The sequence below is a fragment of the Devosia sp. J2-20 genome (genome assembly GCF_055808475.1).
Map to the genome: position 1 here is coordinate 1,938,412 of NZ_CM147870.1, position 15,360 is coordinate 1,953,771.

Below are 15,360 nucleotides of genomic sequence, written 5' to 3' on the forward strand. Positions count from 1 at the left end.
CCTCACTTAAGCGCAATCAGCCCTGATCGCCAAGCGCAAATACCGTTGGCAGCAATGGCGCGCGGGTGCGCGAGGCCCCGGCATCGGGCGACAGGGTCTCTTCCTGACGGCTGGCACAGTCGCGCCGGGTGCACAGGCGGCAGCTGGGACCGACCGGGATATCGGCGGACAGATCGCTCAGGTCGAGCCCAGATGCATAGATGGTGCGATCGGCATGCAGCACATCACAGGCCAGCATGACCGAGGACGAGACAATCTGCTCGCGGAAGGCCGCTGTGCGGCGCTGCACGGTGCGCGCCAGGAACAGATAGCGCGAGCCATCAGAGAAGCGCACAACCTGGCGTAAGGGCGCGTCGGGGACCCTGAAGGCGCCGTAGATCGCCCAGAGCGGGCAGGCGTGACCGCTATTGGGCAGCAGCAGACCGGGCAGCGGGAAATGCTTGGTAAGCCGACCCGCAGGGTCCGAGCGCAGAAAGCCAAAGGGCACCCCCTCTTCGCCGGGACGGCGCAGGGTCACCAGACGATGGGCCACCTGTTCGAAGCTGGCATTATAGACCTGCCGGAGATGGTCGATGTCATAGGCACTCGATTCTGCGTCGGCCAGCATGCGCTGATAGGGGAACACCATGGCGCCTGCCAGATAGGAGCCGACGGCGCGGGCCGCCAGCCGCCGGGCGGTGGGCGTCGAGAGCACGGCGCTATCGAGCGTTTCGGCCAGCGCATCGCCAGCCGCCAGCTCGCCATAAAGCCGGGCCAGTTGAAACTGCCTTGTGGCCAGGGTCGCGGTGCCCTGGAACCACATGCGGCGGGTCAGGATGTCAAAACGGTACTGGCCAGGAAAATCGGGCTCATCAGGCAAACCGCCAAAGGCAACGGTTACAGCGAAGTTCTTGCGCAGCAAATCGGTGAGCGTGGCAACGTTGAAGGCCCCTGCCCGCTCGATCTCGGCGCGTAACGCATCGGCTACGGTTTCAAGGCCGGGGAAATGGTTCTGGCGCTCAATGATGAGATCGTCGATTTCGCGGGCGGGCGAGACATTGCGGCTGATTTCGCTGGAGGTATCAAACTGGCCGATGAGATTGCGCGACACATCGGACAGGGTAAGGGTTTCGCGACTAATGGCCCCCAGGAAGCGCTGCCGTTCGGCTTCATCAAGGTCAGGCACATCATCAAGGATTTCGGCGCTAGAGCGAATGGCGGTGACGCCTGATAGGATCTGGTGCAGCAACTGGCTCAGTAGCGGATCGGAGCGCAGGCGGTCCGCATAGGCGTCGGCGTTCGAGACGGCGTCCGTATAGGCGCGATGCAGGCGCGCAAGGGCCGCAGCGCTGGCGGGGTATTGCGCCACCAGATCGCGGCGCTCATCGGGACGGAAGGGCAGCGACTCAACCACCGGGTCGGCAAAGGCCTCTTCAAGGTCCTGCAGCAGCTTTTGCTCGGTCCGTCCGGCCAATTCGTCGACATCAATGTCCAATTGGGTGGCGACACGGTTGAGCAACGCCCCGCCAATGTCGCGCTTGTTGTTTTCAATCAGGTTCAGATAGCTGGCCGAAATCCCGACCAGTCGCGCCAGTGCGGCCTGGGAAATCCTCAGTGATTTCCGTCTGTTGCTGATACGAAAACCGATTGGCGCACGCATTGAACGGCCCTCCCCATTTCGACGCCCTGTCAACGAATTGACAATAGCCACAGTCCATAAGAACAATAATTTACAGAATATCTCAACAATTACAACGACCTATTGCCGTCGTTTTCTCCAGAGTGAATACTCACGGGGCGGTGAGCTGTCGGCTATGTATCGACTGCCCCGCGCCAAAAGGAGGAAATCAATGACACTTTTGAAGCGCGGCCTTAGCCGCCGTAAGGTGCTGCAAACCGGCGTTGCCGGCGTTGTTGGCGCGGGCGTTGCGCCCATGATGTTCACCAAGGGCGCCTGGGCCCAGGAATTCTGCAACAATCCAACAGGTGACACTGTCACTATTGGTCTGAACGTGCCGCTGACCGGTGCCTATGCTGAAGAAGGCGCAGACGAACTGCGCGCATACCAGCTGGCCGTCAAACATCTGAACGGTGAAGGCGATGGCGGTCTGCTCAATGTGCTGACCCCAACAGCTCTGACCGGCAAGGGTATTCTGGGCAAGAAGGTCGCTTATGTGACCTCGGACAGCCAGACCAAGGCTGACGTGGCCCGTGCCGGTGCGACCCGCATGATCGAGCGTGATGGCGCGCTGATGATCACGGGTGGCTCGTCTTCGGGTGTGGCTGTTGCCGTTCAGGGCCTGTGCCAGGAAATGGGCATCATCTTCATGGCCGGCCTGACCCACTCCAATGACACCACGGGCAAGGACAAGCGTCGCTACGGCTTCCGCCACTTCTTTAACGCTTACCAGTCCGGTGTGGCTCTGGGCCCCGTGCTCGGCCAGGAATATGGCAATGACCGCAAGGCCTACCATCTGACCGCTGACTACACCTGGGGCTGGACCCAGGAAGAGTCGATGAAGAACGCCACCGAGGCGCTCGGCTGGGAAACCACTGCTGCCGTTCGCACCCCGCTTGGTGCTGGCGACTTCTCGCAGTTCCTGACGCCTGTGCTCAATTCGGGCGCTGACGTGCTGGTTCTGAACCACTACGGCAACGACATGGTCAACTCGCTGACCCAGGCCGTGCAGTTCGGCATGCGTGAGCGCGAAGTCAACGGCAAGAAGTTCGAGATCGTGGTTCCACTGATCTCCGAGCTGATGGCCAAGGGCGCCGGCCCCAATATCAAGGGCATTTACGGCACCTCCAACTGGCACTGGAACCTGCAGGATCCAGGGACCGTGGCCTTCACCAAGTCGTTCGGCGCCGAGTATGGTGCCCCACCATCGCAGGCGGCTCACACCTGCTACGTGCAGACGCTGCTGTATGCAGATGCCTGCGAACGCGCCGGTACGTTCTATCCGCCTGAAGTCATCAAGGCCCTTGAAGGCCATGAGTTCGACGGCATGGGCAATGGCCGCACGCTGTACCGCGCCGAAGATCACCAGTGCATGAAGGACGTGCTCGTGGTGAAGGGTAGCGAAAACCCAACCAGCGAGTACGACGTGCTCGAAGTCGTTCAGGTCGTTGGCCGCGATGCGGTTGATTACGATCCAGCGATCTTTGGCGGCGATCTCGGCCCTGCCGAGCCAGCCCCTATCTGCTGATTACTTGGTCCGCCCCGTTGAACGGGGCGGACCTCGCCTAAGTTTTCAGCTCGGAGCACACAATGTTTGATGCGATTTTTCTACAGTTCCTGAACGGGCTGGATAAAGGCGGGGCCTATGCGTTGATCGCATTGGGTCTGACGCTGGTTTTTGGCACCCTTGGTGTCGTCAATTTTGCGCATGGCGCGCTGTTCATGCTTGGCGCCTTCTGTGCAGTGCTGTTTCGACAGCTGATTACGCTGGAATCGGTCACGCTCGACCCCGAAAAGCTCTCACCCTGGGGGGCGCCACTCGAAATTCGCGCGCCGCTGGTGCAGACATGGTTCGGTGATTTCGGCGCCGTTCTGGTGGACTATTCAGTTCCATTCTCGATCCTGCTCACCATTCCCGTGATGCTGGTGATCGGCATCGCGCTCGAGCGCGGCATCATCAAACATTTCTACAAGCGCCCACACGCCGATCAGATTCTGGTGACGTTCGGTCTGGCCATCGTGGCCCAGGAAATCATCAAGTCGATCTTTGGCGCCAATCCCATTCCCCAACCCATGCCCGAAGCTGTGCAGGGCGCCAGTGATATCGGCGCCTGGTTGGGCATGCAGGCCAATGTGATCACCTACCCGACCTGGCGCCTGATCTACTTCCTGTTCGCCGCCGTGGTGATCGGCGGGGTGTTCGCTTTCCTGCAGTTCACCACATTCGGCATGGTGGTACGCGCCGGCATGGCCGATCGCGAAACCGTGGGCCTGCTGGGTATCAATATCGACCGCCGCTTCACCATTGTCTTTGGTCTGGCGGCCGTCGTGGCCGGCATGGCTGGCGCGATGTACACGCCGCTACTCCCGCCAAACTACCATCTGGGCATGGACTTCCTGGTGCTCAGCTTCGTGGTTGTTGTGGTGGGGGGCATGGGCTCACTCACCGGCGCGGTCGCCGCAGGCTTCCTGCTGGGCATCGTGCAGTCCTTCGCCTCGATGACGCAGGTCAAGGATTTCCTGCCCGGCATCGATCAGGTGATCATCTATCTGGTTGCCGTTGTTATTCTTTTGGTTCGTCCGCGTGGCCTGATGGGTCGCCGCGGTGTGATGGAGGCCTGACATGCTAGCCATGCCTCGCAAAGATCTGTTCCTGCTGCTCGGCTTCAGTGCCGCAGTGCTCACCATGCCGATCTGGCTGCAGCCCTTTGGCGCCGCCTATCCCGATCTGCTCAATCGCTTCGCGATCTTCGCGATCCTGGCGGTTGGCTTCAACATCCTGTTCGGGTTGACCGGCTATCTCAGCTTCGGCCATGCCGCCTTCTTTGGCGTGGGTTCCTATGCTGCGGTCTGGTCATTCAAGCTGCTGACCATGGACGCCCTGCCCGCCTTGCTGTTTGCCATCATCATTTCAGGCGTGTTCGCGCTGATGATCGGTTTTGTCAGCCTGCGCCGGTCTGGCATCTACTTCTCGATCCTGACACTGGCCTTCGCGCAGATGAGCTACAATCTGGCCTATTCGGTGTTCACACCGATCACCAATGGTGAAACGGGTCTGCAGCTGAGCCTGAACGATAGCCGTTTCATCGACCGGATGTTCTTCGAGGCTGCTCCCGGCCTGCCCTCGCCGACCATTCTGGGTATGCCGCTAACCGGCTACACGGCGTTCTACTTCTGCGCCGCGTTCCTGATCGTAACCTTCTTCATCGCCCAGCGCATCACCGGCTCGCCCTTCGGCATGATGCTCAAGGGCATCAAGTCCAACCAGGTCCGGATGAACTATACCGGCTTCAACACGCGGCCCTATACGCTGGCAGCATTCGTGATCTCGGGCATGTATGCCGGTCTGGCCGGTGGCCTGCTGGCCATTACCGATCCGCTGGCTGGTGCCGAACGCATGCAGTGGACGGCCTCGGGCGAAGTGGTGCTGATGACCATTCTGGGCGGCGCCGGGACACTGGTGGGGCCCGCTATCGGGGCCTGGATGATCAAGTATTTCGAGAACATCCTGTCGGCACTGAACGAGCAGATCCTAACCAATTTCTATAGCTTCCTGCCCGAAGGGTTTGGCGAGGTGATGGTCAAGATCACCAGCAAGTTTGTCGGCGAAGGCTGGCACCTGACCCTGGGTCTGGTATTCGTGCTCATCGTTATCTTCCTGCCTGGGGGGATCATGGAAGGCGTCCGCCGGATTGCTGCGGCAATACGGCCGTCGGACAAGCCCGGTGCGAAATCCCAACAAACCCAACCAGCAGAGTAGGACGCGTTAGATGAGTGTAGCCAATGTCGTCCTGCATGTTGCTGACGTGCACAAACGCTTCGGGGGGCTGCATGCCCTGGCCGATATCGATCTGGAAGTCGAAGAAGGCCAGACGCATGCGATTATCGGCCCCAACGGGGCCGGCAAATCCACCCTGCTCAACGTCATCATCGGCAAGCTGGCGCCAACCAGCGGCCAGGTGGTGTTTGACGGGACCGTGCTGACTGGGCGCAAGCCCTATCAGATCAACCAGCTGGGCATTGCCCGGGTGTTCCAGACGCCGGAAATCTTCGCCGACCTGTCGGTGTTGCACAATGTGATGATCCCCGCCTTGGCCAAGCGCGATGGCGCGTTCAAGCTGAACATGATGGGCTCGCTGGCCTATGAAAAGAAGATCCGCGAGGAAGCCGAACACATGCTCGAAGATGTGGGCATGCTGAGCAGCCGCGAGGATCATGCGGGCAGTCTCAGCCGAGGTGACAAGCGCCGGATGGAGCTGGCCATGTGCCTGATCCAGCACCCGCGCCTGCTGCTGCTGGACGAGCCGACTGCGGGCATGAGCCGACATGACACCAACACCACGATCGAACTGCTCAAGAAGATCAAGAGCCGCGGCATGACCAAGGTCATCATCGAACACGACATGCATGTGGTGTTCTCGCTGGCCGACAAGATCTCGGTGCTGGCGCAGGGCCGCATCATTGCCGATGGCACGCCCGATCAGGTGCGTGGCAATCCCAAAGTGCAGGAAGCCTATCTCGGAGGGGAAACGGAATGAGTACCATGGCTATGGATACCCAGATCGGCAGCGGCAGCCAGGCTGCAGCGACCGAGGCCGCCAAGCCCTTCTTTTCGGTGCGCGACGTGCACGCCTATTATGGCGAAAGCTATATCGTGCAAGGCGTATCGCTCGACATTCGCAAGGGTGAAATCCTGGCGCTGCTGGGCCGCAATGGCGCAGGCAAATCCTCGACATTGCGCACCATTGCCCGCACCGACGATCCACAGATGCGGCAGGGCGAAATCTGGCTTGATGGCGACCCCATCCACCAGATGAAGAGCTATCAGGCCGCCCAGGCCGGCATCCAGCTCGTGCCCGAAGACCGGCGCATCATTTCGGGGCTCACGGTGGAAGAAAACATCTTCCTGGCCCAGGTCGCCCCCGGCACAGGCTGGGGCCTCGATCAGATCTACGAGAGCTTTCCGCGGCTGGCGGAACGCCGCAAGCAGGAGGGCGTCACCCTCTCAGGCGGCGAGCAGCAAATGCTGGCCATCGCCCGGGCGCTGGCGCGCAACCTCAAGCTGCTGCTGCTCGACGAGCCCTATGAAGGGCTGGCGCCGGTGATCGTGCACGAGATCGAGCGCATCCTGCATTCGATCAAGCCGCTGGGCATCACCACCATCATCGTGGAGCAGAATGCAGTGGCCGCGCTCAAGCTGGCCGACCGTGCCGTCATTCTCGACACTGGTGAAGTGGCCTTTTCCGGCACCGCCAAAGAAGTGCTCGACAATGCCGAGCTGCGCCAGGAATACCTGGCCATCTAGGCCGACCCGTTTTCGGTCCCCGCACCGATCCGCCCTACCCTGGGTCTTTTGACTAAAGGCATTCCGCCGATCTCACCTCTCCCCGTTAAGAGGCCCAGGGTAATTTCTAATCCTTCGGCATTTCCGGCGCATTGGCGGCGATGGTGATGCCGTCGCCCTCCAGCGCGTCGCGCACTTCGCGCGCCAGATCGACAGCGCCCGGCGTATCGCCATGCAGGCAGATCGAGCGCGCCGCCGATTGTATCACCGTGCCATCGATAGCCACCAGTTCGCCGGCCTTGGCCAGGCGCAGGCAGCGGGCAATGACGGCATCGACATCATGGATTACCGCGCCCTCCTGGCTGCGGGGCACCAACAGCCCATCAGCGGTATAGGCACGGTCGGCATAGGCTTCGCGGATCAGGGGCATGCCGACAGCCCGGGCCGCCCGCACCTGCTGGCTATTGTCGAGCGCCAGTGCGGCCATGGACGGCGCCATGCCCTGAATGGTGGCGAAAATGCCCACGGCGAAAGCCAGTTCCTCAGCTGTCTGATTGGCCAGCGCACCATGCAATTTGACGTAAGAGAGCGGATAGCCGACCTCGTCGGCGATAAAGCGCACGAGAAACAGCTGCTCGCGGATCTGACCGAGCAATTTGTCGAGTGGCATGACCAGACGAAACCGACCGAAGCGCTTGGGGTCGACATAACCCGGATGGGCCCCGGCACGCACGCCGCGCGCCTGACAGACCTTGAGGATGTGGCGAATGGTCGGGGCATCGCCCGCATGGCCGCCACAGGCAATTGAGGCGCTCGACACGATCTCGAGCAGATCATCGTCATGGCCGGTGCCTTCGCCCAGATCAGCATTGAGGTCGATCGAGATCATGGTTGGCGGTTCCGCAGGAGCTGGTGCGCGTGGTCGACACTGACCGGGGCGAATTCGACCGTACTCTCGGGGCGCAATTGGGCAAAGCGATCCAGATCGGCTGTGATGATGGTGCCAATGCGTGGATAGCCCCCTGTGGGCTGGTGGTCGCGCATCAGCACGATGGGTGTGCCATCGCCCAGGATCTGGATGTCACCGGGCACGATGGCATCGGAAACCAGTGAGAGGCTGGTGGCGTCGGCAAAGACACCCGCGGCATCATCCAGCCGCACGCCCATGCGATCAAGGCGACGCGAAATGCCAAAGGGCGTGCTGGCGAAGCGCTGGCGGATTTCTGTGGCGAACAGGTCGGCATGCAGACCCCAGACAAAGCGGATTGGCCCGTCCTGCGGCTCGGGCAAGGCGACGGGACCGGGCGCGGCGCCGCTGGCGCCATGCAGTTCGAGAACATCGCCAACCTGCAAGGGACGCCCGTTGAGCCCCCAAGGCGCGCACGACTGCTGGTGGCGCGGCTGCCCATGACTGGCGGCAGGCCCAGTTCGCCGTCAAAGCGCAGATAACCGTAATTGCCAGCCGCACCCGGGGTGATGGTCAGTTCATCGCCGGTTTCCAGCACCACGCTGCCAGGCCAGTCGAGGATATGCTCATTGTGACGAGCCACAAAGAGCCCGCCCGCCAGACCGATCCGGCAACGCCCGGACTGCAGTTTCAGCGCCATTCCCGCCATGGTGATTTCGAGCCCGGCATGATCGGCGCCGGCCAGCGCGCCGGCCAGTTGATAGGCCATCGCATCCATGGGGCCCGAGGCGCTGATGCCATCGGCCAGGTGGCCAAAGCGGCCTGCATCCTGCGCCGTGAGCAGAGGTCCCGCGCGGGTAATCGCCAAAATCGTACTCATGAAGCCACCACAAAATGCAGCTGATCGCCGGGCGCCAATTGCGTGGGTGCGGCAGCGGCCGGATCGAAATTGTCAAAATCGGTGGAGCCAATAATGTGCCAGCCGGTGGGCAGTTCGGTGGCGGTGATGGCGGTCTGTCCGGCCGCGAACAGCACGGTGCCCGGCGGCACCATGGGCCGCACTTCGGTGCGGCGCGGCACCACCAGATTATCGGGATGCATGCCGCAATAGACAAAGCCCGGGGCGAAACCCGTCGCCAGCACGCGCACAGGCCGGGCATTGTGCGCGGCAATGAACTCGGCGCTGCTCAGGCCCAGATCAGCCGCCACACTATCGAGGTCGGGGCCATCAAAATGCACGGAAATGGTCCAGTCACGACCGGCGGACACAGCCGCGGGGTCCAGCGCGAACAGCCGCAGGCGCAGCTCGCCCACAATGTCAGCGCGGCGCGATTGCAGCGGGTCATAGCGCAACAGCACCGAGACCAGATTGGGCACGACTTCGAGCACACCGGCGAGCGGCTCGCGCTTGAGTTGGGTCGCCAGCGCAATCGCTGCCCGGTTGGCCGGTTCAGTCAGTGCCGTGCCAAAGCGCACCAGCAGAGCGCGATCACCCAGCGTTACGATGGTCGGCGTCGGGAATGTTTCGATGACGGGCGAGCCAGTCATGAGGCTGCCTCCTGGGCGCAACATGCGGCTATTCCTGTCGGACCAGCCCGGGTCAGTCAATCCGGTCCATAAGTGCAGGCGCCTTGCCCCACTCGGAAGACCGTTTGAAGGTGCCGGTATCGCATGGCGATAGCGGCCAGATTGACCTGCCGGGTCAGGTTCGTCGTCCGGCTCTAGTTCGGGTCCCTGCCGTCCTGTTCGATGACAGCGTCAAACAGCTGCCGAGCCTGCCCTGCACCGATTGCCTCAATGGCAACAGTGGCAATGGCAGCGAACAATTCTGCAATTTCCTGAGGGTCAGTGATTTCGGCGTCGTCGTCTTCTACGTCGGCGTTGATCAGAGTAAACACAAGAACGCGCCTCCAAAGGTAGCCAATGGAGCGAGTGTGACGCGATTCCTGTTACAGAATAAATAATGAAATTTGCCCGCTGGCTGGAACACGCCGATTGCCAAAAAGGTCAGGAAAGCTTACTCTTCGCCCGCTTCGAGTTCTTCGACATAATGCTCGATCTGCTCGAATGTCGCTGAAAACGGCAGCGGCTTGTCCCCAAAAATGATCTTGAAGCTTTCGTCCTCGCGGATGGCGTGACCGCCCTTGCCCATCTTGGCCGTCAGCTTTTCAGCCGTCAGGATGGTCAGGCCATGGCGCCCGGCGATCCGCTTGAGGCGGCGCATCTTCGAGGCTTCAAATTCCTTGCGGCTCACAGCTCTTCCTATCGTGCAAACGCGGCGTAGCGGCGCCCGTTATGGCGCCAGCGACCGCTCGCGGCAACGGATACATGATTGTGGCAAACCGGTCCAGACGAACGCAGGGTGCAGCTGCTGATCGCAGCTAGAACCGAATAATCTGCCAGCGCCTGCCATTGCTGCGCTTGTGATGCAGCAGTCAAGCGTTAGAAATCTCTACGCGGCCAAAGCTCCCCACTCTGACGCGCATGGGCTAGCCACAACTTGCGCCGTGCACCCGGCGGCTCCAGATGGCGATACTTGCCACCAGAAAACTTTGGCCAGTCCAGGGCCAGGCCGCTGCTAACCAACTCAGCCGCTAGGTCGCGTCCGTCAGGTAAGAAGCACTCTGCGACCAAGCGATCATACGAAAGCTCGGGCTTAAGCACGGCGGTTACCGTCTGGCCCTTACACAGCTGGACCGGGCCCATTTCGATTGCTTTCCCCAGGGGTGATCGAGTTCTGGCGCTTCGATGCCGGCGAGTCGAACGCGAGACTTTCCAATCACGATGGTGTCCCCGTCAATCACCCAGCAACGCCCCTGAATGGCGGTCGCTGCTTGGGGGCGACTAGTTGGTTTGGGTGAAAACACCTGCGGCCAGCGCGCGCGCCAAGGCCACCGGCGCCGACGACGCGTCTGCCGTATTGGCGCGGGTCTCCTTACGGAAAATAACCGCACCAATAGCCGAAAAAACCTCATACTCCCCCGCAACAACTAGCATTACCCGCCAGAAATCAGCGCCTCTCCAGCACCTTACGCAATCTGGCACGAACGGAAAGAGGTGTGAGCACTGATGCTGCTGTGCAGTTTGAAAAATTTCCGGTGTCAGCGTTGGAGTCGCCAGTCAGGTCCACTTGGCTCGACGCTCAAGCCGCAGCGCTCGGCAGCGCGGCGTGATTCCCGTTTACTGGAGAGCATGGCGGGTGGGGAGGGATTCGAACCCCCGGGACGCTTGCACGCCCGCCGGTTTTCAAGACCGGAGCAATCGACCACTCTGCCACCCACCCGACGAGTGAGCCTTTAGCGGCAGAGTGGCGGGCTGTCCAGAGTGTCAGGGGATCAGAACGACCGAGCCTGTGGTTTGCCGGCTTTCAAGGGCACGATGGGCATCGGCGGCCTGCGCCAGTGAGAAGCTGTGATTGACCTGCACCTTGATGGCGCCACTGGCGACCGCTTCGAACAGCGCCTTGGCGCCCTCGAGCAGCTCGGCGCGCTGGCTGAAATAGTGCGCGCCGGTCGGCCGGGTGACGTAGAGCGAGCCCTTGCGCGCCAGCACGGTGATATCGGGGATGGCAACCACACCCGAAGCATTGCCGAAGCTGGCCAGCAGACCGCGCGGTCGCAGGCAGTCCAGCGACTTCTCGAAGGTGGCCTTGCCAACGCCGTCATAGACCACGTCGACGCCGCGTCCATCAGTGATCTCGCGGACGCGCTCAGCGAAATCCTCGGTGGTGTAGTTGATTACGTGATCGCAGCCATGCGCGCTAGCCAGCGCGGTCTTGTCGTCGCTGCCGGCGGTACCGATGACGGTGGCGCCCAGCGCCTTGGCCCATTGCGTGGCGATCAGCCCGGTGCCGCCTGCCGCCGCATGCCAGAGGATGGTCTCGTCCCTGGCCACGGCCCAGGTCTTGAACAGCAGGTAATAGGCCGTCAGTCCCTTGAGCAGGATGGCGGCTGCAGTCTGATCATCGACGGCATCTGGGATCGGCACCAGTCGGTCCGCAGTGACCAGACGTTCCTGGGCATAGGCCCCGACCAGGCCCTGATAGGCAACGCGGTCGCCAATCTTGAAATCGGTGACGCCGTCGCCCAGTGCGGTCACCACGCCGACAGCTTCATTGCCGGCCACGAAGGGCAGTTGCACCGGATAGAGCCCGGCGCGCTGATAGGTGTCGATGAAATTGAGCCCGATGGCAGTCTGGTGCAGGGCCACCTGCCCGGCGCCCGGCGCGCCGACGGCATGATCTTCAAAGCTCAGCACCTCTGGCCCGCCGGTTTGATGAACGAGAATGGCTTTGGTCATGGCAGGGTCCTTGATTGGGTGTGGTCTCCCAGCAAAGGCACCACACACGGAAAGTCTGAGTTGATCCTGTTTAGGCCGGGATTGGCGCGGGCAAAAGCCTTTGCAGCAGAGTTTTCCTCCACCTGCGGCGTTGCGCAGCACAAAGCGGTCGCCGCATCGCTGGCATCAGCCCACCTGGCAATGATACTCTGGCGGGCAATCGAGTTGAGAAGAGAACTTCATGGAATCGTTTACGCCACTGACCGCCGCTATCGGTGGCAGCCTGATCGGTCTGGCCACAGCCGTGCTGTGGTTGGGCAATGGCCGCATCGCCGGCATCTCCGGTATTTTCGGGCAATTGCTGCCGCCAGCGCAGACCGTGGTCTGGCGGCTGGTATTTCTGGTTGCCATGGTGGGCTCCACTTTCGTGGTCGCCAAGCTGTTCCCACAGGTGGGCATGGGTGGCTCGGTTCCCGCAGCACTGGTCGAAGCGCCAGATGGCTGGGGCATCGCTACACCGGTCTGGCTCGTCATCGCGGGTCTGTTGACCGGCATCGGCACCAAAATCGGCAATGGCTGCACTTCGGGGCATGGTGTGTGCGGTCTGGCGCGGTTGTCGCGACGCTCGCTGGTGGCCGTTCTGGTGTTTTTCGGCGTGGCCATGGTCACTGTCGCTGTGACGGGAGTCGTCTGATGCGCGCCCTTAAACTCCCTTATCTCGCAACCGCAGCGGTAAGCGGCGCCCTGTTTGGCGCGGGTCTGTATGTCTCGCAGATGGTTGACGCCAACAAGGTGCTGCGGTTTCTCGATGTTACCGCCATCCCTTCGGGTGGTTGGGACCCGAGTCTGGCGTTTGTGATCGTGCCCGCCATCGTGGTGATGTTCATTGCCGTGCGGTTCAGCCGCGGGCGGCTGGCGCCGCTGTTTGATCTGCAATTTCACGAGCCCGAATATGACCGCGTCGATAAGCGGCTGATCGGCGGTGCGGTGATGTTCGGCATTGGCTGGGGCATGGCGGGCATCTGCCCAGGCCCTGCAATCTCGCTGATCGCCTTTGTGCCCGATGGTCTGTGGCTGTTCCTGCTGGCCATGCTGGTGGGCTCCTATGCCGGTAGCCTGATTGTGCCGAGCGGCCACGCCAAGCGCCTGGCAGACGCCAGATGAGCGGGTTCGACGCCGATGCCATCGTGGTGGGCGGTGGCCTGGCCGGCGTGGCTGCGGCTATCGCGGTCGCCAAGGCCGGATTGCGCACAATCCATCTGGCGCCGAGCGCACCGCCGGATCGGCGCACATCGGCCCTGATGATGCCCAGCGTGGATTATCTGCGCAGGGCCGGTCTGATCGAAACGCCTGCAGCATTGGGCCATGCCCTGACCCAGATCCGCATCATCGACGCCACCGGGCGGCTGATCCGGGCACCCGAGACACTGTTTGATGCGGGCGAAGCCGGGCTGGAAGCCTTTGGCTGGAATTTTGCCAACCGCACCCTGCTGGAGCGCTTTCACGCCGTTGCGGCAAGCCTGAAGACACTGGAGACCCGCGCCGTGGGCGCCAAGGCGCTCGACCGGGACGCCGCTGGCTGGACAGTGACGCTGACCGATGACACCCCCCTGCGCGTGCCGCTGGTGGTGGGCGCCGATGGCAAGAAGTCACTGGTGCGCAGTGCAGCTGGCCTGCGCGCGAGCGAACGCCAGTTCGACCAGTCGGCCCTGGTGTGCGATCTTGATTTGGGCCGCCCGATTGGTGGCACCTCAATCGAGTTTCACTATCCCAAGGGGCCATTCACCCTGGTTCCAGCGGGCGGCAATCGCGCCAATCTGGTGTGGATCGATGATGCCGCGGTGCTGGGCGAAGCGCAGGCTGGTGGCACCAAGGCCCTGCTGGCGATCTTTGCCGAAAAGTCCCAGCGACTGTTTGGCACTATAGCCATGGCGACGCCGTCCTTTGTGTTCCCGCTGAGCACGCTGAGCGTTATCAGAGCGGGCCAGGATGGCGTGGTGCTGGTCGGCGAGTCCGCGCATGCCTTCCCGCCCATCGGGGCGCAAGGGCTCAATCTGGGCCTACGCGACGTGGCTGATCTGGCTGCCGTGCTGGACGGCGCTGATCGCGATCAGGCTGACTGGGCCGATCAACTCAGCGTCGATTATGCCAGACGGCGCACCACTGATCTGGCACAGACCGGCGGCGTGGTGGACACGCTGTTCCGCTCCCTGCTCGCCGACATGGTGCCAGCACAGGCGCTGCGCGCCGGCGGATTGTGGGCGCTCAAGCTCGCGCCCAATCTGCGGCGGCAGGCGTTCGATGTGGGCATGGGTCGGCGCTAGCCAACAAAAGGGCGCGGTTGCCCGCGCCCCTTTCAAAACATGCTGATACGATCAGCTTACTGAGCAGCGGGCTCTGCTGGCGCGTCGGCGGCTGGCGTCTCAAGCTGCTGGCGCAGCTCTTCGGCGCGGTCCTGCAGCACCTGCTCAAGGGCGTTCTCGCCGGAGGTTTCCTTGCGGAACTCGTCAAAGGTGATCGCGGTTTCGCCGTCATAGGTGGCGGTGAAGCCAGCCAGATCGATCTCGATGGTAAGATCCTGATTCTGGCGGTTCTTAGCGGTCAGCTTGAGCGTGCTGCCCTTCTTGAGCGAGTTCACATACTGCTCGTTGATCACCAGCTGGGTGGCGCACGAGGTCGGGTCGCACAGCATGTAGGGCACGCGGACGGGCTTGGAGCCGTCAATCTGCCATGTCAGGCCGAATGGCAGCAGCACGCCAAGCGGCACGGCGGCCACAGCCAGCAGACGGCTTTCCTGACCCGGATCATCGCGCAGCAGGAACGAGCCGAGGAACTGACCATTGGCCAGGACAACCTGGCGCATGATGCAGGCCTTCTGGCCGTCTTCGAGCGGATCACAGACCTTGAGCCAGTTGGTGGACGGTACGCCAGCGCCTGCGGTTGCAGCGGCAACGGCGTCGTCAGCGACGGCGGGGGTCTCGGTAGCAGCTGCGTCCGGAGCGGGCGTTGCTTCTTGTGCGAAAGCCGACAACGGGGACAGCATGAGCGCAGCCACCGCAAAACCGGCGACGAGAGGTTTCCTGAAGTTCATAGAATTTCCTTGGCTTCCTTGGCAGTCCCGGTGACTTAGCGCCACCTTGAGATATGAACTGTCCTTCAAGTGCTGAATTCGGGCAATAACATGACCAATAGCCCATACCAAAGCAATATGACCAGACAGGGTTGATGCGGGTG

General features: G+C 62.0%; 16 protein-coding genes, 1 tRNA gene and 1 pseudogene. 9 read left to right on the top strand and 9 right to left on the bottom strand.

Annotation, left to right across the window (positions count from 1 at the left end; all coding sequences use genetic code 11):
* Positions 1-16: 16 nt before the first annotated feature.
* A complete protein-coding gene (locus AC0L37_RS09455) occupies positions 17-1,639 on the bottom strand; it encodes a helix-turn-helix domain-containing protein (protein ID WP_282221311.1) in 1,623 nt (540 codons plus the stop codon).
* Between the two features lie 190 nt (positions 1,640-1,829).
* Here AC0L37_RS09455 and AC0L37_RS09460 point away from each other — a divergent pair, with 190 nt between their 5' ends.
* From AC0L37_RS09460 to AC0L37_RS09480, 5 genes are all read left to right on the top strand, one after another.
* Entirely contained in the window at positions 1,830-3,185 is a 1,356-nt protein-coding gene (locus AC0L37_RS09460) for a substrate-binding protein (protein WP_212658136.1), read from the top strand.
* Between the two features lie 62 nt (positions 3,186-3,247).
* Entirely contained in the window at positions 3,248-4,279 is a 1,032-nt protein-coding gene (locus tag AC0L37_RS09465; RefSeq protein ID WP_212658137.1) for a branched-chain amino acid ABC transporter permease, read from the top strand.
* 1 nt (position 4,280) lies between these two features.
* On the top strand, positions 4,281-5,417 hold the full coding sequence (locus tag AC0L37_RS09470) for a branched-chain amino acid ABC transporter permease (protein WP_212658138.1): 1,137 nt from the start codon (positions 4,281-4,283) through the stop codon (positions 5,415-5,417).
* A 10-nt stretch (positions 5,418-5,427) separates the two neighbouring features.
* Entirely contained in the window at positions 5,428-6,195 is a 768-nt protein-coding gene (locus AC0L37_RS09475) for an ABC transporter ATP-binding protein (RefSeq protein WP_212658139.1), read from the top strand.
* Positions 6,196-6,206: 11 nt separating this feature from the next.
* Positions 6,207-6,962, top strand: a complete 756-nt coding sequence (locus AC0L37_RS09480; protein WP_249327791.1) for an ABC transporter ATP-binding protein — start codon at positions 6,207-6,209, stop codon at positions 6,960-6,962.
* A gap of 106 nt (positions 6,963-7,068) precedes the next feature.
* On the opposite strand, the gene AC0L37_RS09485 is transcribed toward AC0L37_RS09480, so the two are convergent.
* Complete coding sequence (locus AC0L37_RS09485; RefSeq protein ID WP_282221310.1) at positions 7,069-7,830, bottom strand: 5-oxoprolinase subunit PxpA; 762 nt, start codon at positions 7,828-7,830, stop codon at positions 7,069-7,071.
* Positions 7,827-8,593: pseudogene (locus AC0L37_RS09490) on the bottom strand (5-oxoprolinase subunit C family protein). Before AC0L37_RS09490 ends, AC0L37_RS09485 begins: the two are co-directional and overlap by 4 nt.
* On the opposite strand from AC0L37_RS09490, the gene AC0L37_RS09495 reads away from it, so the two are divergent.
* Positions 8,480-8,752, top strand: coding sequence for a hypothetical protein (locus tag AC0L37_RS09495; protein ID WP_282223034.1), 273 nt, complete (start codon positions 8,480-8,482; stop codon positions 8,750-8,752). The pseudogene AC0L37_RS09490 and the gene AC0L37_RS09495 sit on opposite strands and share 114 nt — an antisense overlap.
* Here AC0L37_RS09495 and AC0L37_RS09500 read toward each other — a convergent pair.
* From AC0L37_RS09500 to AC0L37_RS09520, 5 genes are all read right to left on the bottom strand, one after another.
* Entirely contained in the window at positions 8,725-9,396 is a 672-nt protein-coding gene (locus AC0L37_RS09500) for a 5-oxoprolinase subunit B family protein (RefSeq protein WP_282221309.1), read from the bottom strand. The two genes, AC0L37_RS09495 and AC0L37_RS09500, sit on opposite strands and share 28 nt — an antisense overlap.
* A gap of 173 nt (positions 9,397-9,569) precedes the next feature.
* Positions 9,570-9,746: a hypothetical protein gene (locus tag AC0L37_RS09505; RefSeq protein ID WP_212658144.1), complete on the bottom strand. Its 177-nt coding sequence runs from the start codon at positions 9,744-9,746 to the stop codon at positions 9,570-9,572.
* Positions 9,747-9,865: 119 nt separating this feature from the next.
* On the bottom strand, positions 9,866-10,102 hold the full coding sequence (locus tag AC0L37_RS09510; RefSeq protein ID WP_212658145.1) for a hypothetical protein: 237 nt from the start codon (positions 10,100-10,102) through the stop codon (positions 9,866-9,868).
* A 939-nt stretch (positions 10,103-11,041) separates the two neighbouring features.
* Positions 11,042-11,131 (bottom strand) — tRNA-Ser (locus tag AC0L37_RS09515).
* A 44-nt stretch (positions 11,132-11,175) separates the two neighbouring features.
* Positions 11,176-12,147, bottom strand: a complete 972-nt coding sequence (locus AC0L37_RS09520) for a quinone oxidoreductase family protein (protein ID WP_282221308.1) — start codon at positions 12,145-12,147, stop codon at positions 11,176-11,178.
* Between the two features lie 220 nt (positions 12,148-12,367).
* Between AC0L37_RS09520 and AC0L37_RS09525 the strand changes: the two genes are divergently transcribed.
* From AC0L37_RS09525 to AC0L37_RS09535, 3 genes are read left to right on the top strand one after another with little or no spacing between them, the layout of a single operon-like run.
* Positions 12,368-12,820 (top strand): YeeE/YedE family protein, encoded by a 453-nt coding sequence (locus tag AC0L37_RS09525; protein ID WP_282221307.1) that lies wholly within the window; start codon positions 12,368-12,370, stop codon positions 12,818-12,820.
* On the top strand, positions 12,820-13,290 hold the full coding sequence (locus AC0L37_RS09530; RefSeq protein ID WP_282221306.1) for a DUF6691 family protein: 471 nt from the start codon (positions 12,820-12,822) through the stop codon (positions 13,288-13,290). Before AC0L37_RS09525 ends, AC0L37_RS09530 begins: the two co-directional genes overlap by 1 nt.
* Positions 13,287-14,450, top strand: a complete 1,164-nt coding sequence (locus tag AC0L37_RS09535; protein ID WP_282221305.1) for an FAD-dependent monooxygenase — start codon at positions 13,287-13,289, stop codon at positions 14,448-14,450. Before AC0L37_RS09530 ends, AC0L37_RS09535 begins: the two co-directional genes overlap by 4 nt.
* 56 nt (positions 14,451-14,506) lie before the next feature.
* On the opposite strand, the gene AC0L37_RS09540 is transcribed toward AC0L37_RS09535, so the two are convergent.
* Complete coding sequence (locus AC0L37_RS09540) at positions 14,507-15,217, bottom strand: invasion associated locus B family protein (RefSeq protein ID WP_212658151.1); 711 nt, start codon at positions 15,215-15,217, stop codon at positions 14,507-14,509.
* Positions 15,218-15,360 lie beyond the last annotated feature (143 nt).